Consider the following 20546-nt stretch of genomic DNA (forward strand, 5'->3'; position numbering starts at 1 on the left):
TGTGAATTGATCATAGGTTAGGGCTTTCCCTGCCGTGACGAGCAGTCGCCGGGGAAAAGGCCGCCGTCAGGCGGGGTTGGCGAGCAGGCAAACAGGAAGGGAGGGCCGGAGCGGCAGATTGCGGCTCCGGCCATTCGCAGCTTAATTAGAGCGTTCGACGAAATCGCCGATGGTCACTTCAGCGGTCGTGCGCGTGATCATCGCGACACAGGTATGGTTTTCGACTTTCAGCACCACCATCTCGCCCAGCACACGGCGCGGGATGGACGGGCGCTCTTTCATGATCTGTTCGAGCGGTTTGTTGGTCGCCTGTACCGAATACTCGCCGCCCTGATAGCGGTCGCTGCCGAAATCCTTATCGCGCTTGCGGACGATGTCGGTCTTCGGCGTCTGGGTGATGCCTTCGGTCGGGCCGGTCTGCCGGTAGATCGTGAAGTAATCGCCCGGCTGGACGTTCTGTTGCCGCCCCAGGTCCAGGAAGACGACGCGATTGGCCGAAAGGTGTTCATGAAAACCCGGAGCCATGATGATCTGGCCTTTGGTCTCGTTCGTGCCTTCGCCGTAGCGCGGCAGCGGCCGCGACTCGCGCGCCACCGGCGGCGCGATCTCTTCATAAGGACGCAGCAGGTCGCCGAACTCGACGGTGTCGCACGACACCAGAATCTGCGCCGTGGCGGTCTGATCCTGGACTTCGAGGACGCGCAGCAAGCCGACTTCGCGGACATAGACGCCCATCTTCTTCTTGTTGAATGGGTGTTTGAACTCGCCGAGCGGGCGGATGATGAAATAGGCGGCTCCCGGCTGGATGCCGGCGCCGCGGCCGCGGTTGAGAAAGACGACATCGCCCTGCGCGAACGTCACCTTCATGTTCTCCTGCTCGGCGCCGATGATCTGCAAAGACGTGCTCGGCATGACGTCGGCAATGTAGCCCGTGCAATAGACGTCTGTGCCTCTGGTGATGGGATCGGCCTGGTCGGTGCCGTGCTGCTGCGAGGCGGCCGGCAGCGCCAGCCACACAAGCGACACCGCCGCTAGGACGGCGACGCGGGCAATGATTCTCATGGCGACTCCTTCGAGTTTGCGGGGAGCGAAATGAACCGGACTTCGGGGGCAGACTTGATTGCTGCAACTGCCGGCAAAGTACCAGAGTGGCCGGGCCAAGTCAATAATAAATGCCGCGCCCGACGCCGCCGCTCGCCCCTTTTCTCGATGTGGCAATCCCGTCACGGTTTGGGAATTTTGACTACTCTACAAAATGGCAATTCGGTCCGGGGAAACGTGATAATTTTCTTGACACTCAGGCAAATAAAGCGATAATGGCTGGCAGCCACTTAGGTTGATTATTTACGCAGTCATACGTAGCAGTCGCTCCGAAAATTAATCGAGGTAACATCGAACGAGAAATTAAAGGGTCAGTCACCTGGGAGGGGTATCAGCAGATTCAGCTCACGCCTGCCGCTCATGAAACCCTCTCACACCAGATTACTTTCCCTGAGGACGGACCGGTTGGATCAAGGAGTAGGAGGCCCAAAGTGTACGAATACAAGGATAAGGTCATTAACTGCGTAGATTGCGCCGAAGAGTTTATCTTTACGGCCGGCGAGCAGCTATTCTTTGCCGACAAGGGCTTAAAGAACGACCCGAAGCGCTGCAAAGGCTGCAAGACGAAAAAAAATGAGCGGATCGCCGCCAACATGGCGAGTTTCGGACAGCCGTTCCCGCGCGAGCGCGTCGAAGTCCTGGTGCGCTGCGCCTTGTGCGCCGTCGAGACGACCGTGCCGTTTCGCCCGACCCAGGGACGCCCGGTTTATTGCCGGGATTGTTTCCTGAGGATGCGTGCGTCGTCCGCGCACGCTCACGCGCCGCTCGCTTAGCCCCTTCGCCTCACAAACCATTTGCGTCCGTCCACCCGCCTGGCCGCCTTTTCGGCGGCAGTGTGCGCGCCGTCAGTCGCCGAGCGTGCCCAGATAATCACGCACCTTCTTCATATCTTCCCAGGCTTCGCGCTTCTTATCCGGCGAGCGCAGCAGATAGGCCGGGTGAAAGGTCGGCATCACCTTGATGCCGTTCCAGTCGCGCCACTCGCCGCGTGACCGCGTGATCGTGTCTTTCGTCCGCAGCAGGCATTGAAAAGCCGGCGAGCCGAGCGCGACGATCACTTGCGGCTTGATGAAGGCGAGCTGCCGGAAGAGGAACTGCTCGCAGGTGGCGACTTCGTCGCGCTCCGGCGTGCGGTTGCCGGGCGGGCGGCACTTGACGACGTTGGCGATGTAGCACTGCTCACGTTTCAGGCCGATGGCGGCGATGATCTTGTCGAGCAATTGGCCGGCGCGACCGACGAAGGGCCGCCCGGTGGCGTCCTCATCGGCCCCCGGACCTTCGCCGACAAAGACCAGCCGGGCCTGCGAGTCGCCTTCGCCGTAGACGATGTGCGTGCGATGCTCATGCAGCTTACAGCGCGTGCATTCGCCAATCTCTTCGCGGATCGCCTCAAGCGAAGGGTCTTGTGAGTGGATGACGGGCAGCGGACGAGCGGCGGGCGTGGTTTCGTCGGTCGGCTCGAGGTCGCCGAACAGCGCAGCCTGTCCGGGCGCGTCTTTCTTCTTTGGCATAGGCTCCTGCCTGGCAGCATTGATCTCCGGCGGCGTCGGATCGGCGACCGATATCTTCGTTGGAACCGCAAAGCCGGCCTCCACAGCCGGTTTCGCGGCAGGCAGCGAATCGCCGATCTCGGTGACGCCGATCTCACGATAGAACTTCAACTGCTCTTCGAGCTGCCGCGCAACGGCGGCCATTGCTTCAATAATTTCCTCTGACATGCGCCTTGATTTTCACCCCTGCGCTTGCGTTCGTCAATTGACCGCGAGGCCGCAAACCGATTCCGCCCGACGCGGATTTGTGATAAGGTCGGATCAACCCTGGGCGATCATTGACAGATCGAAGGCGCACCCACAGGAGGTGGTTGATGCTCTCAAAATCCCAAGCGCGACCGATGCTGCTGGCAGCCCTGTGCCTCTTGCTGACGGCCTGCCCCGCCTGGGCACAGCGCGGCGGTGGCCCCGGAGGCGCGCCGCCATCCATCCAATTCTTCATGCCCGACGGCTCGCTGCCGACGCATGAGATTCGCTTTACGCTCGAAAGCGATGCCGGGCGGGTCGAGACCTTCTTTTCAGACTCGAAGGGCAAGTTCCTGCTGTCGCGCGTCCTCGGCATGAAATCCGACGCCGGCTATCAGCTTACGGTCACCAGCGACGGCACCTCTTACGCGACGACCACGACGCGCTTCAAAGAGTATGGCGTGTATTACATTTCGGTCTTTCTGCTGCCGCTGCGCCGCCCGGCGCCCAAGCCCGCCGGAGTGGTCGATCTCGCCGAATTCGATGTCCTCGCGCCCGACAACGCCCGCGAAGTCTATCAGGCCGCATGGCGCGCTTACCAAAACGGACAGTTTGACGAAGCGGTGCGCGGCCTCGAACGCGCTCTAAAAATATACCCGAACTACTTTCGCGCCCTGAACGATCTCGGGGTGATCTATATGCGAGCGGGCCGCCTGGAACCGGCAGCGCAGATGTTTGAGCGCGCTATGAAGGTCGCGCCGCGGGTTTATCATCCGCGCCTGAACCTGGCGCTGATTCAGGCGCGGCGCGGTAAGAACCGCGAAGCCGTGACCTTGCTCGAACCGCTCTTGAAGGAGAACCCGACCATCGGCGACGCGCACATCGCGATGGCGGATGCGCTGGTCGCGCTCCGCCAGACGGACGAGGCGGAGGCGCATTATCGCGCCGCGCTCGGCGTCAATAAAGCCGGCCAGGAAGCGGCAGGCGACCTGCATTACAAGCTCGGTCTGCTGTTGAACCAGAAGCAAGACTACAAGGCGGCGGCGGCGGAATTGCGACTGGCCGCGGAAGCCCTGCCCGATTCGCCGAAAATTCACCTGCAACTGGGCGGCGCGCTGCTGCAAATGAATGAGCTGGACGGGGCCGAACGGGCGCTGCTGGCGGCCTACCGCCTGGGCGGCGCGCAGATGGGTGGCGCGCAACTGATGCTCGGGCAGGTCTATTTCGCGGAGAAGAAATATCCGGCGGCCCGGCAGGCTTTCAGGCAGTACCTGATAGACGTGCCGCAAGCGCCGAACCGCGCCGAGGTCGAAGGGGTGATTGAAAAGATCAACGCCGCGCTCGGCAGCAACTGAGTCGCGGACCCTGGCCCGCACCTGCTCAACCCTGCGCTTTTGCTCTCCACGGCCCTCCCCAATCTGCTAACATGGCAGTTGGATACAAAACGGGGCAACACATTTTTAGTAACCGGTTGCGCCGCCCGCGCGTCTTATGCAGTGGTAATCGAGAAGCTCGGTTATCACGGCTCTTTGCCAGAGAAGTTCGCGGAGAGGCGCTGCGATTGGCAAAAGGCTGAACGGAGTTGACGTAAAAGCGTTCATTCAGGGCTTTGGCTTGACCAAAGCGCCTTGGCGCAGTCGTTAGCGCCGTCAACCAGTTAGCGACCATCACCCTGCCCCAACCAGTGGAGTGGATTTTGCGAAAGGGCGATCATCGCAGCGCGCAGAGCGCGGTCCCAGGCATGGCTGCCGGGGCGCGCGACGAGGTTTACTCGTTGTCGCCGCCGCCCGAAGAGGCTGCGCCTTCCGACGTCGAAGCACTGGAGGTGCGCGAGCCGGTCAACCCGGCCGAAGACGCGCTTGTCGAGCGCAGCCTCTCAGGCGATCACGACGCCTTTGAAGTCCTGGTGCGCCGCTACAGCCCGCGCGTCTTCGCCATCATCGGCAGCTTCTTCCGCCGCCGTGACCAGATCGAAGACATCGCCCAGGAGGTCTTTGCCAAGGCTTTCTTTTCGCTGGCGACCTTCACGCTGGGGCGCTCGTTTGAAGCCTGGGTGGCGCGCATCGCCGTCAACGCCTGCTACGACCAACTGCGGGCGCAGCGGCGGCGCGGCGAACAGCAGACGCCGCACGAGTCTCAGGAAGAGGACGACTGGCTGGAGTTGCAGATGCTCGAAACGGCGCGGGCGCGGCACCGCTCGGAAGAGCGCCAGCGCGACGCCAGCGAGATTGCCGACCGCTTGCTTGCCAAGCTGGAGCCGGAAGACCGGCTCGTCGTGGTGCTGATTGACCGCGACGGTTACTCGGTCAAAGAAGTTAGCGAACTAACAGGGTGGGGTCAGTCGAAAGTCAAAGTTCGCGCCTTCCGGGCGCGCCGCGTGTTGCGCAACGCGATGAAGCGACTGATCCTCAGTGGGGAGCGCATGCAGAGGAGTAAGCAATGAGTCAGAAGATGGCCTATCAGGAGACAATCACCTGTCGTGGAGCGCGCCGACAATTGCCGGCGCTGCTCGCCGTCAAGGAGGCGCGCGTCGTGCCCATCCGCCAGGCGCTGAGCGCCGCGGAGCGCGCCTCCGTCGAACGGCACCTCGGAACCTGCGACGGCTGCGCGATGGAATACAGGCTGCTTGCGCTTAGCCGCGCGACGCTCGACGCGGCGGCGGCCAGCGACATGCCCGCGCCCGACGAAGATTTCTTCAAGGCGGTGCGCGCGCGCATTCACCGCGGCGAGCCGGCGGTCGAGCGCGCCGACGAATCGTGGACGGCGGCGCTCTTCGTCACGGCGCGGCAGTTGATCCCGGCCATGGCTTTGCTGCTGCTGCTGATCATCGGCGCCACTTTCCTTTGGAGCATCACCGCGCCGAAGGGCAGTCAACAGATCGCAGGCACCATGCCGCTATTGTTCGATGACCCGTCGCCGTCGGTTGATGACGCGCTCGATAGCGTGATGGCCAGTGAGGAGAAGAAAAATGGAAAGTAAGACCAGCAGCCAGGCCAAAGCGCGCCTCGTCATTGCCGCGGTGTTCGTCATCGGCTTCGCGGCGGGGGCGCTGTCGCTGAACCTCTATCAAAAATTCACCAGCAACGCGCCTGAAAAAGTAGACCCGCACGACCGCGCCGGCGGCATCATCCAGCGCATCGATGAGAAGGTCAGCCTGAGCGAGGCGCAGAAGACGCAGATTCGCCAGATTCTCGATAACAACCGCGAGAAATACGCGGAGATTCGCAAAGAGACCGACCCGCTGTTGAAGCCGTTCGAGCCAAAGTTCGACGCCCTGCGCCAGCAGACGCGCAACGAGATTCGCGCCGTGCTAACCGAAAGCCAGTTGCCGAAGGTCGAAGAGATGTTTAAAGAAAAGGACCGCGAGCGCGAGCGTATGCAGCAGGAAGAGAAAGAAAGGCACAAGAAGTAGAGCCCCTACTTGAGGCCGGCGCTGTGGGTCCGGCAACAGAGAATCGACAGGATGTATGAAGACTATGAAGAGACTTGTTACCGCATCACTGATTTTGCTCTCATTGCTCACGAATCTTACCGTCATCGCCTTTGCCGACGAAGGCGAGCCGCAGGCGAATGTCGAGCTGCGCGGCACCATCATTGACGAACAGAACGCCTACATCGCCGCCGCGCCCATCACGCTCGATGACGGGCAGGGCCATCATTACACGACGACGGCGGACGCCACGGGCCGCTATCGCATCAGCGTAGCGCCCGGCGTTTATACGATGACCGTCGAAGTCGAAGGCTTCGCGAAGTTCGTCGAACAGATTGATCTGACGCAGAAACGCAAAGACCCGTTCGACGTCAAGCTCGCCGTCATGATCACCGATCAGGTCGAAGTAAAAGACAACGCGCCCGGCGTTTCGACCGACCCCGACCGCAATCTGTCAGCGATCACGCTGACCGAAAAAGACCTTGAAGCGCTGCCCGATGACCCGGACGAGCTGCTGCAAACTTTGAAGCAGATGGCGGGCGCGGCGGGCGGTGTTGACGACGCGGCGGTCTATGTCGGCGGCTTCCGCGAGCGCGGCCAACTGCCGCCCAAAGAAGCCATTCTGCGGATCAACATCAATCAGAATCCCTACTCCGCGGAATTTTCCGAGCCCGGTCATGGGCGCATCGAGATCATCACCAAGCCGGGAACGGACACCTATCACGGCGGCTTCAATATGAACTTCAACGACGAGTCGTTGAATGCCCGCGACCCGTTCGCAAACTTCCGCGCGCCCCTCCAAACGCGGCGCTTCGGCGGTAACTTCAGCGGGCCGATCATCCACAACCGTCTTGGCTTCTTCTTCGATTTCCAGAGGTTCGAGAACGACGGCAACGATATCGTCAACGCCATCGTGCTCAACCCCGTGACCTTGCAGCCAGAGCCGTTCAGCGCGACGCTGCTGACGCCGACGCGAGGCTTGAATTTCTCGATCCGCACCGACTATCTGCTCAATAGCAAGCATACGCTGGGCTTTCAGTACCGGCGTTCGACCAACGAATCACAGCGGGCCAACGGTGGCGGCTTCGCCTTGCCGGAGCGGGCGACGCAATCATCCTCAAGCGAGGACACGCTCCGTTTTTCGCTGACGACGATTGCCAGCGAGCATGCCGTTAATGAGCTGCGCTTGCAGCTCAGCCGGCGCAACAACAACTCGGCGTCGCTGTCGGACGCTATCGCAATCAACGTGCTTGACGCCTTCAATGGCGGCGGCAGCCAGGCGTTTACCGACAACATCAACCGCAACCTCGACCTCACGGACACGCTGACCTACAGCTACAAATCGCACACCTTCAAAGGTGGGTGGCGCGCCGAAGGCTTGCAGTTCGACAACCTCAACCGCTCGAACTTCGGCGGCACCTTCGTTTTCGGCAGGGACTTCGAGCGCGACGCGCAGGGCAACATCCTGCTGAACGCGCAAGGCGTGGCGACGCCGATCAGCCCAATCGAGCTTTACCGGCGCGTCGTCACAGGCGTTCCCGGATACCGCGCGTCGCAGTTTTCGATCAACCGCGGCGATCCGTTCATCGGCTTCTCGCAGTGGCAGTACGGCCTCTTCGCGCAAGATGATTGGAAAGTCTCGCAGCGCCTGACCCTTTCGTATGGCCTGCGCGGCGAGTTCCAGACGCACCTGCAAGACAAGCTGAACATCGCGCCGCGCCTCGCTGTGGCCTGGAATCCCGACAAGGCGCGCAAGAGCACGATACGCGGCGGCGCGGGCGTCTTCTACTCGCAGCTTGACAGCGGCATCACGGCGGACACGATCCGCCTGGACGGCGAGCATCAGCAGCAATTCACGATTCCGCAGCCGGCCTTCTATCCGGTGATTCCCGACAACTTCAATGCGTTGTCGCGGGTGCAGCCGACGATTCGTATCAAAGCCGAAGACCTGAACGCGCCCTATACGATTCAGAGCACCATCGGCTATGAACGGCGGTTGCCGCACAATATCTTTGCCGCGGTGACCTACACCTGGATGCGCGGCGTCCACCTGCTGCGGACGCGCAACATCAATGCGCCGCTCGGATTTACTGGTGGGCAGGCGGTGCTGCCGTTCCCCGGCGAAGGGCCAATTCTACAGTTCGAGTCTACCGGCCTTTCGACGCGCCACCAGTTGGTGTTCAACGTGAACGCGAACATCAATCAGCGGCTCAATTTCTTCGCCTTCTACACGCTGGCTTCGACGCACAGCAACGCCGACGGCGCCTACTCGACTCCGGCCAACCCTTATGACCTGACGACCGAGTGGGGCCGCGCCGGGGGCGATGTTCGCCACAACTTTTTCATGATGACCAACGTGACATTGCCGTGGAGCCTGCGCCTCACGCCGTCGGTCGTTATCCGCAGCGGCGGGCCGTTCAACATTACAACCGGGCGCGATAACAACCGCGACAACGTCTACTCTGACCGCCCGGCGTTTGCGCAGCCCGGTGACCCCGGCGCGATTGTGACGCGCTTTGGCGTCTTCAACCCTGACCCGCAGCTAGGCGACCAGATCATTCCGCGCAATTATGGCGATGGGCCGGGAGCCATTACCGCCAACCTCACGCTGTCGAAGACCTTCGGCTTCGGGGCGCCGGCCAATAGCTATGGTAATCGCGCTGCGGCTCAAGGCAATCAATCGAAGCCGGCGGACGGGCAATCCAATCAGAACCAGCGCGGTAACAATCGTGGCGGCAACAATCGCGGCGGCAATACCCGCGGCGGCGGCGCCAGCCCGATGATGATGCAGCGCGGCGGCGGCGGCCCGATGATGATGGGTGGCTTTGGCGGCGACACGCGTCACAAGTACAACCTGACGATTGGGGTCAACGCCATCAATATCTTCAATCATCTCAACCCGGGGAATTATAACGGCGTGCTGACCTCGCCCTTCTTCGGCATCGCCAACCGCTCCTGCGGGGGTGGCGGCGGCGGCGGCTTCGGCGGCTTCTTCGGTGGCTGCGGCCCGCGGCGCGTCGAGCTGAATATGCGATTCAGTTTCTAGGTCGGACTGTGTGAATAGGTTTAAGGAGCAAGCAGAATGAAAAGATTTTTGGGCTTATTTTTTGTAATGGCGGTGATGCTGGGCGCGACCTCAATCGCGAACGCGCAAGACATGCCGCCGGGTGGGGTGCCGGGTGGCGGTGGCATGCGCATGCAGATGCCGGAATTCAAAGACCTCGACAAGAACAAAGACGGCAAGATCAGCAAAGACGAGTGGCAGGGGCCGCCGCAGTTCTTTGACCGTCTCGACACCAACAAAGACGGCGCTATTGATGAGGCTGAGTGGGGCGCAATGCGCAATCGCATGGGCGGCGGCGGCGGCGGTCGCGGCTTCGGCGAATCGCTGACGAAATTCCTCGACGCCAATAAAGACAGCAAAATCTCGCGCGACGAGTTCGCCAAGATGCTGACGCTGTTCGACGCGCTCGACGCCAACCACGACGGCGAATTATCACAGGAAGAACTGAACGGTCTCTTCCGCGCCATCAACACGGCGGCGAATGAGGCACAGAACCAGGCGACCGGTGGCGTCGATGTCACCAACCTGTTCACCAAGTTTGACAAGAACAAAGACGGCAAGCTGACGGCAGATGAAGTGACCGACGAGCGCACCTTCAAAGCGCTCGACCTCAACAAAGACGGCTCAGTGACCCGCGACGAAGCCGAAACGGCGCTCAAACAGATGGCCGAACGCGCCAAAGCCAAAAAGCAAGCACAGCAATAAGTCGGGAGTCAGGAGTCAGAAGTCAGAAGTCAGAATGGAAGAGGAAGTCGGACGCTCGCTTCCGTTTTTATTCTGACTCCTGACTCCTGACTCCTGACTTCTTCCTCCTGATGTTAAAAGCCATCATCTTTGACTGCGACGGAGTGATTGCCGATAGCGAGCCGCTGCACCTTGCGGCCTTGCAGCGCGCGCTCAGCGAAGAAGGCATCACGCTTACCGAAGAGACCTACTTTCGCGAATACCTCGCCCTCGACGACCGCGGCTGTTTTACCAAAGCCTTCCACACTCATGGAAAAGAGCTGACCGCGGACAAGCTGCGCGAGCTGATCGAGCACAAGGCGGCGCGGCTTGAGCCGGTGATGCGCGAACACCTGCGCATCTTTCCAGGCGTCGCCGAGTTCATTCGCGCGGCGGCGGCGCGCTACACGATGGCTGTTGCATCGGGCGCGCTCAGTCACGAGATCAACTTGATCCTCGAATTTGCCGGCGTGCGCGATTGCTTTGCCGCAATCGTGAGCGCCGAGGACGTAACGCGCGGCAAACCTGATCCCGAAGCGTTCAGAAAAGCTCACGCGGCGTTAAGCGCGCAGCAAGCCGGCGGCATCGCCGTCGCCGAGTGCCTGGTCATCGAAGATTCGCTGCACGGCGTCGAAGCCGGCAAGCGCGCCGGCATGGCGGTGCTGGCGGTGACCAATTCCTACCCGCGCGAACGCTTGCTCGCCGCCGATATGGTGATCGCGAGCTTTGCTGAACTGGCGCTCAGCGACCTTGAGCGGCTGATGCGCTAAATCCGCAAAGCTCGCAATCAGATAGCGTTTATCTCGCCAACGCCCTTCCCTTCCCATGTTTTCGCCAGGCATGGCGTTTTTGGTCTTGATGGACATTCGCCGGGCTTCAAAGTAATATAGATTTTCACTGATGGGGAAAGGATCAGAGCAAACCGATGGCGCAGCCTGAAATCGAAAGTGTCGAGCCCGCAGCCGGTGTCGAAGGCGGCGAGGTGATCATCACCTGCCGGGGCTTTGCCTTTTCGACCTACGATCAGGCGCTCGTCCAATTCGGCGGCGCCGACACGCGCCCCATCAGTTGCTCGCCAACGCGCGTCATCGCGCCGATCCCTGCAAGCGACCTGGTGGCGGGCGAGATTAGCATCACGCTCTCGGCCAACGGCAAGCATAGCAAAGGCCGCCCATTTGTCGCCGGTGAAAAGATCGCTGAAAACCTGCACCCGGTTTCAAACCCGGCCTACGACCGCGACAACGGCGCGATCTACACGACGCTGTCGGGAACGCGCGGCCAGAAGGTGCCGGTTTCGGTTTACAAAATCACGCCCGATGGCGAAAGCGAGCCGTTTCTGACCGACATCGTCAACCCGACGGGCCTGGCCTTTAGCCCCGACGGCGAGATGTACATCACCAGCCGCTTCGACGGCACGGTCTATCGCGTCACGCCTTTCAAGGAAGCCGAAGCCTTTGCCCACAACCTCGGCATTGCCACCGGCATCGCCTTTGACAACGCAGGCCGCATGTACGTCGGCGACCGCGGCGGCACCATCTACAGCATCAATGACATTGGCGAGGCGACGAGCTTTGCGACGCTCGAACCGAGCATGGCCGCTTATCATCTGGCGTTCGGGCCGGACGGTCATCTCTACGTTTCCGGCCCGTCGCTCTCCAGCTTTGACAGCATCGTCCGCATCTCGCCGGAAGGCGAAGTGATCCGCTTCTTCACCGGCCTGGGCCGCCCGCAAGGCATGGCGTTTGACCGACAAGGGAACCTCTATGTTGCGGCGAGCCGGCGCGGCCATCGCGGCATCGTCAAGATTACGCCGGATGCCGAGGCCGAGATCATTGTCGCCGGCATCGGACTGGTCGGCCTATGCTTCGACGATCACGGCAGCATGATCGTCGCCTCGAATCGCGAATTGTATAGCCTGCCTCTCGGCATCGAAGGCTACTGGCCTTTCTAATCCAGCAAGCGACATGACGATCAGCAACCACGGCAGACGCCCGCATCGGCTTGAGTGGGAGTAAAAGATTGGAACAACTGCTACAAAAAATTCAGATCGGCAACCTGATCATCTGGTTCATCGTGTTGCTGTTTTCGCTGTCCTTTCATGAAGCGGCACACGCGTGGACTTCCGAGCGCTTCGGCGACGACACGGGGCGAATGCAGGGGCGAATCACGCTCAACCCGATTGCTCACATAGACCCGATTGGCACGATTCTTTTCCCGATTCTGAGCGCCATCGGCGGCATCCCGCTGCTCGGCTGGGCCAAGCCTGTGCAGACCAACCCGCTGCTGTGGCGCGAAAAGACGAAGGCCAACATTATGGTCAGCGCCGCCGGCCCCTTGAGCAATTTCATCCTGGCGGTGATCGCTTTCATCATCATCAAGGCGCTGCTAATGAGTAGCGTGCTGACGTTGAGTGGCGGCTATTACACGCTGGTAACGCCTGCGGCGGGACAGGCGGCGTTCATGGCCCCGCTCGCGGTGTTTCTCAGCGTCATGCTCTTGCTCAACGTCCTGCTCGGCGTCTTTAACTTCATTCCGGTGCCGCCGCTCGACGGCAGCCATATCCTTGAAGAGATGTTGCCTTCCGGCATGCAGGAAGCCTATTACCAGATTCGCCCATTCGGTTTCATCCTGCTTTACCTGTTGATGTTTCTCGGCGTATTCAATGCGATTCTAAAGCCGGTGTATAGTGCCGTGCTCTACGTGCTCGGCGCCTAGAATTAAACGAGGGAGTTTGCCTTGTCCGACACACCACAAAAGAAGAAGCGTATCGTCAGCGGCATGCGGCCTACGGGAAATCTTCATCTCGGCAACTACGAAGGCGCGCTCAAGAACTGGCTTCGCCTGCAAGATTCGGGCGACTATGACTGCTTTTTCTTCATCGCCGACTGGCACGCGCTGACCAGCGATTACGCAGACACCAGCGCCATCCGTCAGAACACGCTCGATATGGTGAGCGACTGGATAGCCTCGGGGCTCGACCCGCAGCGCTCGACGATCTTTGTGCAGTCGACGGTGCCCGAACACGCCGAACTGCATTTGATCCTGTCGGCGGTGACGCCGCTCGGCTGGCTCGAACGCGTGCCGACTTACAAAGAGCAGCGCGAGAACATCACCGAAAAAGACATCGGCAATTATGCCTTTCTCGGCTATCCCGTGCTGCAAGCCGCCGACATCATCATGTACAAAGCCGACGCCGTGCCGGTCGGCAAGGACCAGGCGCCGCACGTCGAGATGACCCGCGAGATCGTTCGCCGCTTCAATAATTTTTATGGCGAGGTCTTCCCGGAGCCGGCGACCTTGCACACCGAAGTGCCGGTCTTGCCCGGAACCGATGGGCGCAAGATGTCGAAGAGCTATGGCAACGCCATCTACCTGATAGACTCTGCCGACGTGGTGCGCGAGAAAGCGCGGCTGATGATCACTGACCGCACACGCATTCGCCGCACAGACCCTGGCCACCCCGAAAATTGCGACGTGTGCCAGATGCATCGCTTCTTTGTGGCAGGGGAAACCGCCGACCGCTTTGACGACGATTGCCGCAACGCCCGCATCGGCTGTGTAGATCGAAAGCGCGCGCTCGCCGATTCGATCATCGAGCGCTATGGCGCGATTGCCGAGCGCAGTCGCCAGCTCCGCGAGCATCCCGAAGAGGTGATCGCCATCCTGAAAGACGGCACGGCGCGCGCCAGCCAGGAAGCCAGGCGCACAATGCAGGAAGTCCGCCGCGCCATCAAGATGAATTGGGAATGAAAAACGCTGACCGCAAAGCCGAATCCGCCGCGCCCGCCGAGGTGGCTGCCGAATTCGCTGAAACCACCGATCAGTACAAGGTCAAGCTGCCTGACTTTGAAGGGCCGCTCGACCTGCTGCTCTTTTTGATTCGCAAAGAGGAAGTGTCTATCTATGACATTCCCATCGCGCGGATCACGGCGCAGTATCTTGATTACCTCAACGCCATGCGCGAGTTGGACATCGCCGTCGCCGGTGACTTCTTATTAATGGCGGCGACGTTGATTCACATCAAGTCGCAGACGCTATTGCCGCGCGACCCGAATGTGCCCGAAGCAGAGCTTGAAGACCCGCGCAACGAGCTGGTGCAGCAACTTCTTGAGCATCAAAAATTCAAGGGCGCGGCCAACGCCCTGCATCAGCGCGCCTTGATCGAGGCGGCGACCTTCACGCGCGGCTCGCTTGAAACCGATGAAGAGAACCCTGAAGTGTCGACGACCGTCTTCCAGCTCTTCGAGGTCTTCCGCGAAGTGCTGAACCGCCAGAAGGCGCTCGTCGAAATCGAGATCGAGCGCGAGCAGGTGACGATGGCCCAAAAGATCGCCGAGATTCGCGAGGCCATTACCGAGCGGGAAGAAGTTAGCGCCCGCCAGATGTTCGAGCACGCCCGGTCGCGGCGCGAGATGGTGCTGATCTTTCTCGCCATTCTCGAAATGGTCAAGGAATTGATCATCGGCCTGAAGCAAGCCGAGACTTTCGGCGACATCTTGATCAGCAGACGCGAGCCGATTGAAGAAGACAGAAGTCAGGAGTCAGAAGTCAGAAGCGAAGAAGTCCAAGATAAAGAGATCAGCGAAATTGAAATCCGTGAAGAGGAGATCCGCGAGCAGGAGATTCGAGAGGAAGAAGTCAGAATCGAGGAAAAACATTCTGACTTCTGACTTCTGACTCCTGGCTCCCTTTCTGCATTATGACGATTGAGGAATTAAAGCCGATCATCGAATCACTGATCTTCGTTTCCGAAGAGCCAATCACCGTCAAACAACTCGCCGCCATTCTCGACGGCGAATCGAAGGCCGACATCGAGGCGGCAGCCGAGGCGCTGGTCGAAGAGTTCCAGGCGCGCGCCGGCGGCCTGGAGATTCGCCGCCTGGCCGACGGCTACCAGGTACGCACGCGGCCCGAATACAGCGAATATGTGCGGCGTTATCTGAAATCGCAGCCGTCGGCGCGGCTGTCGCTGGCGGCGCTCGAAACCCTCGCGGTCATCGCTTACAAACAGCCGATCACCATCCCCGAAATCCTTGAGATTCGCGGCGTCACCTCGACTTCGGCGATCAAGACCTTGCTCGACCGCCGGCTGATTGTTGCCAAAGGGCACAAGCAAGTCGTCGGTCGCCCGATGATGTACGGCACGTCGGATGACTTTCTGATTCAGTTCGGCTTGAATGACCTGTCGGAGCTGCCGAACCTCGAAGACTTCGAAGACTTGATGACGAGTTAAGAATTAATGGCGCAAGAGAGATTGCAAAAGATCATCGCGACGGCGGGCGTCGCGTCACGCCGCGCGGCGGAAGAGATGATGGAGCGCGGCGAGGTCACGGTTAATGGCCGCGTTGTCACAGAGCTTGGCACCCGCGCCGACCCGCAGACGGATGCCATCAAAGTCAAAGGCAAGCTGATCAACGCGCAGTTGTTGAACCGCGAGATGAAATACTATCTCGTCAACAAGCCGCGCGGTTATGTTTCGACGGTCAGCGACCCGCAGGGCCGCACCATCGTCGCCCACCTGCTGCCGGCGTCGAAGCGGCGCGGCATTCATCCCGTCGGCCGTCTGGATTACAACAGCGAAGGCTTGATCGTGCTGACCAATGATGGCGACCTGACGCGGTTGTTGACCAAAGGCGGCACGGTCGAAAAAGTCTATCACGTTAAAGTCAAAGGCTCGCCGGGCGAAGAGAACCTTGACCGCTTGCGGCGCGGCATCAAGCTCGGCCAGTCGCGCACGGCGCCTGCGGTGATCAACCTGTTGGAGCGCACCAAAGAGGGCGGCAATGACTGGTACGAGGTCATCTTGAAAGAGGGCAAGAACCAGCAAATCCGCAAGATGTTTGACAGCATCCGTCATTCGGTGACCAAGCTACGCCGTGTGCGCATTGGCCATCTGACCGACAAAGATTTGCCGGTCGGCAAGTTCCGCGAGCTGACGCCCGGCGAAGTCAAACGCTTCTTTCAGCCGGTTCAATCTCCGCCTAAGAAAAAGCCGAAGAAGGCGCGGCCCGGCGCCCGCCCGCGTTCGCGCTCGTAACTGCCCGCCCCCTTTGGCCGCACATGATTTTTTTGCCTCCGCCGTGTACAATGATGAATTCGCATGGGTCGGAAATTGCGCGCAATAACCTGAGCCATCGTGCGAGTCGAGCGTACCGGAGGAAAGATGGATTTCGAGCTGAACGAAGAACAACAGCAGATTAAGCGAACCATCCGTGAGTTTGCCGAAGCCGAGCTGAGGCCGCACGTTTCCGAGTGGGACGAGGCGGCGCACTTCCCTGTCGAGATGCGGCCGAAGTTCGCCGAGCTTGGCATTCTCGGCGTCCTCGTTCCCGAAGCCTACGGCGGCGCCGGCCTGGGCTACATCGAATACGCGACGATCATTGAAGAGCTGGCGCGCGTTGATCCTTCAATCGGCCTGGCCATCGCCGCGCACAATTCGCTAGGGGCCGGCCACCTGCTGGTCGCCGCGAGCCACGAGCAGAAAGAGAAGTACCTGACGCCGCTGGCGCGTGGCGATGCGTTTGCGGCGTGGGGACTGACCGAGCCAAGCTCCGGCTCCGACGCTAGCTCGATGCGCACGACGGCGACGCGACGGCGCAATGGCTGGGTACTGAACGGCTCGAAGAACTTCATCACCAACGCGACGTTTGCGGAAACCCTGGTGGTGCTGGCCATCACCAACCGCGCTGCCGGCTCGCACGGCATCTCGGCCTTCATCGTCGAGCGCGGCAGCAAAGGGTTTCAGGTCGCCAAGAAAGAGAACAAGCTCGGCATGCGCGCCAGCGACACGGCGGCGCTGATCTTTGACGATTGCTTGGTGCCGGACGCCAACCTGATCGGCGAGCCGGGCCAGGGTTTTATTCAGGCGATGAACGTGTTAGATGGCGGGCGCATTTCGATTGCCGCGCTTGCGGTCGGCATCGCGCAGGGCGCGTACGAGGCGGCCTTGAAATACGCTCGCGAGCGCCATCAATTCGGGCGGGCGATTGCCGAATTCCAGGCCATACAATTCAAGCTCGCAGACATGGCGACCGAGATCGAAGCGGCGCGATTGCTGACCTATCACGCTGCCGCTTTGAAGATGGCCGGCAAGCCGACGACGAAAGAGTCTTCGATGGCCAAGCTCTATTCCAGCGAAGTCGCCGTGCGCGTCGCCGAACAGTCTGTGCAGATTCACGGCGGCTATGGCTACATCAAAGATTACCCGGCAGAGAAATACTGGCGCGATTCAAAGCTCTGTACCATCGGCGAAGGCACCAGCGAGATTCAACGCATCGTCATCGCGCGACAGATTCTCAGAAGTTAATCGTGACGAGTGACAAGTGGCAAGAAGGATTCGTAGTTCGCTGGTCACTCGTCACTCGTCACTCGTCACTCGTCACTCTATGAGCGTGGCACTGGTTGAAAAAATCCTGAGCGGCGACAAGCGGGCCATCGCGCGCGCCATCAGCACAGTCGAAGACGGTCACGCAGAAGCGGCGCTTCTGCTGAAAGCGCTCTTCCCGCACACCGGTCATGCGCTGGTCGTCGGCATTACCGGAGCGCCAGGCGCCGGCAAGAGCACGCTGGTTGACCGGCTGGCCGCCGCTTATCGCGCCCGCGGCGAGCGCGTCGGCATCATTGCCGTAGACCCGTCGAGCCCGTTTACGGGCGGCGCCATTCTCGGCGACCGCATACGCATGCAAGGGATGGCCACCGACGCCGGCATCTTCATTCGCAGCATGGCGGCGCGCGGCAATCTCGGCGGACTGGCGCGCGCCACCGTTGATGCGGTAGCGATACTGGATGCCGCGGGGTATAATAAAGTCATCATTGAAACGGTCGGCGTCGGGCAGGACGAGGTTGACATTGTCAAGACGGCAGATGTCACAGTCGTCGTCCTGGTGCCCGGAATGGGCGATGATATTCAAGCCATCAAAGCTGGAATCATGGAGATTGGCGACGTGTTCGCCATCAATAAGGCCGACCGCGACGGGGTTCTCAGGACAGAGCGCGAGCTGGAACAGTTGTTGTCGATATCGGAACGGCCCGACGGTTGGAAGCCGCTTATTGTTAAGACTGTAGCGACGGAAAACAACGGCATCGCAGCGCTCGCCGATGCGGTTGCGAGCTATGACGAGTTTGTCGCCGCGCACCGCGAGCAAGGCGCCAGCCGCCGCGCCAGCGTCGCCGAGCATCGCATCATCGAGCTGCTGCGCGACCGCCTGTTGCGCGCTGCTTTGAATCAGCGGGACAACCGCGAGGCGTTGCGGCGCGAGGCCATCGCGGTCGCCGAACGCCGCCGCGACCCGTACTCGGTCGTTGATGAGATTATTGCGAAACTAGGAATTGAGAAGGAGTCAGGAGTCAGGAGTCAGGAGCCAGAATAAAAACCGCGGCTGTCGCCGCCTGCCTCTTCCATTCTGTCTTCTGACTCCTGACTCCTGAATTCATTCGCATGAAGATTGATCATCTAGGCATTGCCGTTCGCTCGATTGCCGACTCGCTGGGTTTTTATCGCGAGGCGCTCGGGCTTGAGCTGAAAGGCAAAGAGGTGGTGGCCGATCAGGGCGTCACGGTCGCGATGCTGCCGGTCGGCGAATCGCGAATCGAGCTTCTGGAGCCACTTTCAGAGGATTCGACGGTGGCACGCTTCATCGCGAAACGCGGCGAGGGGCTACATCACATTTGCTACGAGGTGGAGAACCTCGCGGCGAAACTGGCAGAACTCGGGGCGCGCGGCGTGCGCGTCCTCGACGGCTACCCGCGTCGCGGCGCGGAAGGCAAACTGGTCGCCTTTCTGCACCCGGCGAGCGCTAACGGCGTTCTCGTCGAACTGGTCGAGAAGGCAAGCCACTTTGAAGGAGAATAAATGACTTTGGATCCCGACACGAACAAGCAACACGAAGCCACGGACGCGAGGCCGGACAGCGACAGCGAAACGACTCCTGCCGAAAGCGCGATCCCGCCCTTCACGACTAAGGCCGCATCTACCGAAAGCGCGATCCCGCCCTTCACGACTGAGGCCGCATCTACAGAAACCAGCGGAGCGGCGGTTGAGACCCATGAGGCCAACCCCGACGACGAACCGACGGCGCGCGAGGCGGCGGCAGCCGGCGAAGCGGCTGATGCGGAAGCGGCCGAGGAAGCCGATGACGATGCGGCTGAAACATCGGCTCACGCCGCCACCGTGTCATCCGCAACCGCGGCTCCTAAATCGAGCCTGCCGACCAAGGCAGTCGCGGCGGTGCTGATGCTGGCCTTCGTCGGCGCGGCGTTTCTCTTCATTCAACGCTCATCATCGAAGTCCGTATCTTATAACCTGTCGAAGCACGATATGGAGGTGATATTCCAGGAGATTATCCCGCCGCCACAACAAGCTGAGATCGCGGCGAACCCCGACAAGAAGAAGCAACTCGTTGACGAAATTCGCAAGCTGCTATCGGTCGCTTCTTACGCCGAAGGTGAAGGCTACGCCCAGAAGCCCGAAGTGCAGGGCCAGATCGCTCTGCAAACCGACCTGGCGTTGAACGACGCTTATCGTGAGAAGAACCCCACGGCAGAGGTCAGCGATGACGAGACCAACACATACTTCCAGGGGCACCCGAACGACTTTGAGACTTTCCTGCAAAACAATCCGCGCTTCCAGCAGCAGGCGGCGGGGCCGAACCGTGAGGGCTTCAAGAAGGAATACGGCAAGCTCAAGGTTCTGGCCGACCGCGCCCGCAAAGATAAGCTCGATCAAGAGGACAAGGTGCGCCTGGAGATGCTGATCAAGCGCAGCGCGGTTCTGGAGAACGCTTACCTGAGCGACCTCGACAAGAACGCCGACAAGCTGATCAGCGACGACGAGATCGCGACCTATTACAACGAGCATCTGCCGGAGTTTGAAGAAGTGCGCGCCCGCCACATCCTGATCAGCACGCAGCCGCAGCCGCCCGCCCCTGGCGCCAAGCCAGGCGAGCAGCCCAAGCCGCTGAGCAAAGACGAGGCGCGCAAGAAGGCCGAAGAAGTCCTGGCGAAAGTCCGCAAGGGCGAAGATTTTGCGGCGCTCGCCAAGCAGTACTCCGACGACCCCGCCTCGAAGGACAAAGGCGGCGAATACACCTTCGGGCACGGCCAGATGGTGCCCGAATTCGAGAAGGCGGCCTTTAACATGAAGCCCGGCGAGGTCAGCGACCTGGTCGAGACGCAGTTCGGCTTTCACATCATCAAGCTCGAAGAGCGTAAGGGCGGCACTGGCCCGAGCGACCCGAAGGCGCGCCAGCAGATCATCAGCAAGCTGAAGAAAGACAAGATCGACGCCAAGATTGACGAGATCGCCAAGAACGCCAAGGTCACGGTGCCCGAAGACTTTGACATGACCGTCAAGCCGGCGGAAACCCCGCAACTGCCCACAGGCCACCCGGCGGTGCCCGGCCAACAGCAGTAAAGCAGTTACCGGTTGTCAGTTGTCAGTTGTTAGTCTATCAGCGCATTGCGGCAGGCGAGCAACTGGCAACTGGCAACTAAC

Annotated in this window: 20 protein-coding genes; 18 read left to right on the forward strand and 2 right to left on the reverse strand. The window is 60.6% G+C overall.

The genetic code is table 11. From position 1 onward, the window contains the following. Nucleotides 1-141: 141 nt before the first annotated feature. Nucleotides 142-1062 carry a hypothetical protein gene (locus tag VJ464_13055; protein ID HKQ06057.1) on the reverse strand — a complete coding sequence of 307 codons (921 nt, stop codon included), beginning with the start codon at nt 1060-1062 and terminating at the stop codon, nt 142-144. Nucleotides 1063-1532: 470 nt separating this feature from the next. Between VJ464_13055 and VJ464_13060 the strand changes: the two genes are divergently transcribed. Next, nucleotides 1533-1874, forward strand: coding sequence for a zinc-ribbon domain containing protein (locus VJ464_13060; GenBank protein HKQ06058.1), 342 nt, complete (start codon nt 1533-1535; stop codon nt 1872-1874). A gap of 72 nt (nt 1875-1946) precedes the next feature. Here VJ464_13060 and VJ464_13065 read toward each other — a convergent pair whose 3' ends face one another. Then, a complete protein-coding gene (locus tag VJ464_13065; protein ID HKQ06059.1) occupies nt 1947-2819 on the reverse strand; it encodes a uracil-DNA glycosylase in 873 nt (290 codons plus the stop codon). Nucleotides 2820-2965: 146 nt separating this feature from the next. Between VJ464_13065 and VJ464_13070 the strand changes: the two genes are divergently transcribed. From VJ464_13070 to VJ464_13150, 17 genes are all read left to right on the forward strand, one after another. Next, entirely contained in the window at nt 2966-4192 is a 1227-nt protein-coding gene (locus tag VJ464_13070) for a tetratricopeptide repeat protein (GenBank protein ID HKQ06060.1), read from the forward strand. A 341-nt stretch (nt 4193-4533) separates the two neighbouring features. Next, nucleotides 4534-5280, forward strand: a complete 747-nt coding sequence (locus VJ464_13075) for an RNA polymerase sigma factor (GenBank protein HKQ06061.1) — start codon at nt 4534-4536, stop codon at nt 5278-5280. Beyond that, complete coding sequence (locus VJ464_13080) at nt 5277-5816, forward strand: hypothetical protein (GenBank protein HKQ06062.1); 540 nt, start codon at nt 5277-5279, stop codon at nt 5814-5816. The genes VJ464_13075 and VJ464_13080 overlap by 4 nt, the downstream gene beginning before the upstream one ends. Next, a complete protein-coding gene (locus tag VJ464_13085) occupies nt 5806-6249 on the forward strand; it encodes a hypothetical protein (GenBank protein HKQ06063.1) in 444 nt (147 codons plus the stop codon). Before VJ464_13080 ends, VJ464_13085 begins: the two co-directional genes overlap by 11 nt. A 64-nt stretch (nt 6250-6313) precedes the next feature. Then, nucleotides 6314-9313, forward strand: coding sequence for a TonB-dependent receptor (locus VJ464_13090; GenBank protein ID HKQ06064.1), 3000 nt, complete (start codon nt 6314-6316; stop codon nt 9311-9313). A gap of 36 nt (nt 9314-9349) precedes the next feature. Continuing rightward, on the forward strand, nt 9350-10036 hold the full coding sequence (locus VJ464_13095) for an EF-hand domain-containing protein (GenBank protein ID HKQ06065.1): 687 nt from the start codon (nt 9350-9352) through the stop codon (nt 10034-10036). A gap of 110 nt (nt 10037-10146) precedes the next feature. Further along, nucleotides 10147-10824: an HAD family phosphatase gene (locus tag VJ464_13100; protein HKQ06066.1), complete on the forward strand. Its 678-nt coding sequence runs from the start codon at nt 10147-10149 to the stop codon at nt 10822-10824. A gap of 155 nt (nt 10825-10979) precedes the next feature. Beyond that, the gene (locus tag VJ464_13105; GenBank protein HKQ06067.1) at nt 10980-12005 is read left to right on the forward strand and encodes an IPT/TIG domain-containing protein; all 1026 of its coding nucleotides are present in this window, start codon (nt 10980-10982) and stop codon (nt 12003-12005) included. A gap of 68 nt (nt 12006-12073) precedes the next feature. Then, entirely contained in the window at nt 12074-12769 is a 696-nt protein-coding gene (locus VJ464_13110) for a site-2 protease family protein (protein HKQ06068.1), read from the forward strand. A 21-nt stretch (nt 12770-12790) separates the two neighbouring features. After that, nucleotides 12791-13804 (forward strand): tryptophan--tRNA ligase, encoded by a 1014-nt coding sequence (gene trpS / locus VJ464_13115; GenBank protein ID HKQ06069.1) that lies wholly within the window; start codon nt 12791-12793, stop codon nt 13802-13804. After that, nucleotides 13801-14724 (forward strand): segregation/condensation protein A, encoded by a 924-nt coding sequence (locus tag VJ464_13120; protein HKQ06070.1) that lies wholly within the window; start codon nt 13801-13803, stop codon nt 14722-14724. The genes trpS and VJ464_13120 overlap by 4 nt, the downstream gene beginning before the upstream one ends. A gap of 29 nt (nt 14725-14753) precedes the next feature. Next, nucleotides 14754-15287, forward strand: coding sequence for an SMC-Scp complex subunit ScpB (gene scpB / locus VJ464_13125; protein ID HKQ06071.1), 534 nt, complete (start codon nt 14754-14756; stop codon nt 15285-15287). A 6-nt stretch (nt 15288-15293) separates the two neighbouring features. Continuing rightward, a complete protein-coding gene (locus VJ464_13130; protein HKQ06072.1) occupies nt 15294-16091 on the forward strand; it encodes a pseudouridine synthase in 798 nt (265 codons plus the stop codon). A gap of 126 nt (nt 16092-16217) precedes the next feature. After that, nucleotides 16218-17360, forward strand: coding sequence for an acyl-CoA dehydrogenase family protein (locus VJ464_13135; protein HKQ06073.1), 1143 nt, complete (start codon nt 16218-16220; stop codon nt 17358-17360). 16 nt (nt 17361-17376) lie between these two features. Further along, nucleotides 17377-18423, forward strand: coding sequence for a methylmalonyl Co-A mutase-associated GTPase MeaB (meaB, locus tag VJ464_13140; GenBank protein HKQ06074.1), 1047 nt, complete (start codon nt 17377-17379; stop codon nt 18421-18423). A gap of 68 nt (nt 18424-18491) precedes the next feature. Next, nucleotides 18492-18905, forward strand: coding sequence for a methylmalonyl-CoA epimerase (gene mce, locus VJ464_13145; protein ID HKQ06075.1), 414 nt, complete (start codon nt 18492-18494; stop codon nt 18903-18905). Continuing rightward, the gene (locus VJ464_13150; GenBank protein HKQ06076.1) at nt 18906-20465 is read left to right on the forward strand and encodes a peptidylprolyl isomerase; all 1560 of its coding nucleotides are present in this window, start codon (nt 18906-18908) and stop codon (nt 20463-20465) included. Nucleotides 20466-20546 lie beyond the last annotated feature (81 nt).

The sequence above is a fragment of the Blastocatellia bacterium genome, assembly GCA_035275065.1.
In the GTDB taxonomy this organism is placed as follows: Bacteria; Acidobacteriota; Blastocatellia; order UBA7656; family UBA7656; genus DATENM01.

Coding starts and splice junctions, on each gene's coding strand:
- VJ464_13055 (HKQ06057.1), bottom strand. CDS start 1,062: ATGAGAATCATTGCCCGCGTCGCCGTCCTAGCGGCGGTGTCGCTTGTG.
- VJ464_13065 (HKQ06059.1), bottom strand. CDS start 2,819: ATGTCAGAGGAAATTATTGAAGCAATGGCCGCCGTTGCGCGGCAGCTC.
- VJ464_13070 (HKQ06060.1), top strand. CDS start 2,966: ATGCTCTCAAAATCCCAAGCGCGACCGATGCTGCTGGCAGCCCTGTGC.
- VJ464_13080 (HKQ06062.1), top strand. CDS start 5,277: ATGAGTCAGAAGATGGCCTATCAGGAGACAATCACCTGTCGTGGAGCG.
- VJ464_13085 (HKQ06063.1), top strand. CDS start 5,806: ATGGAAAGTAAGACCAGCAGCCAGGCCAAAGCGCGCCTCGTCATTGCC.
- VJ464_13090 (HKQ06064.1), top strand. CDS start 6,314: ATGAAGAGACTTGTTACCGCATCACTGATTTTGCTCTCATTGCTCACG.
- VJ464_13095 (HKQ06065.1), top strand. CDS start 9,350: ATGAAAAGATTTTTGGGCTTATTTTTTGTAATGGCGGTGATGCTGGGC.
- VJ464_13100 (HKQ06066.1), top strand. CDS start 10,147: ATGTTAAAAGCCATCATCTTTGACTGCGACGGAGTGATTGCCGATAGC.
- VJ464_13105 (HKQ06067.1), top strand. CDS start 10,980: ATGGCGCAGCCTGAAATCGAAAGTGTCGAGCCCGCAGCCGGTGTCGAA.
- VJ464_13120 (HKQ06070.1), top strand. CDS start 13,801: ATGAAAAACGCTGACCGCAAAGCCGAATCCGCCGCGCCCGCCGAGGTG.
- scpB (HKQ06071.1), top strand. CDS start 14,754: ATGACGATTGAGGAATTAAAGCCGATCATCGAATCACTGATCTTCGTT.
- VJ464_13130 (HKQ06072.1), top strand. CDS start 15,294: ATGGCGCAAGAGAGATTGCAAAAGATCATCGCGACGGCGGGCGTCGCG.
- VJ464_13135 (HKQ06073.1), top strand. CDS start 16,218: ATGGATTTCGAGCTGAACGAAGAACAACAGCAGATTAAGCGAACCATC.
- mce (HKQ06075.1), top strand. CDS start 18,492: ATGAAGATTGATCATCTAGGCATTGCCGTTCGCTCGATTGCCGACTCG.
- VJ464_13150 (HKQ06076.1), top strand. CDS start 18,906: ATGACTTTGGATCCCGACACGAACAAGCAACACGAAGCCACGGACGCG.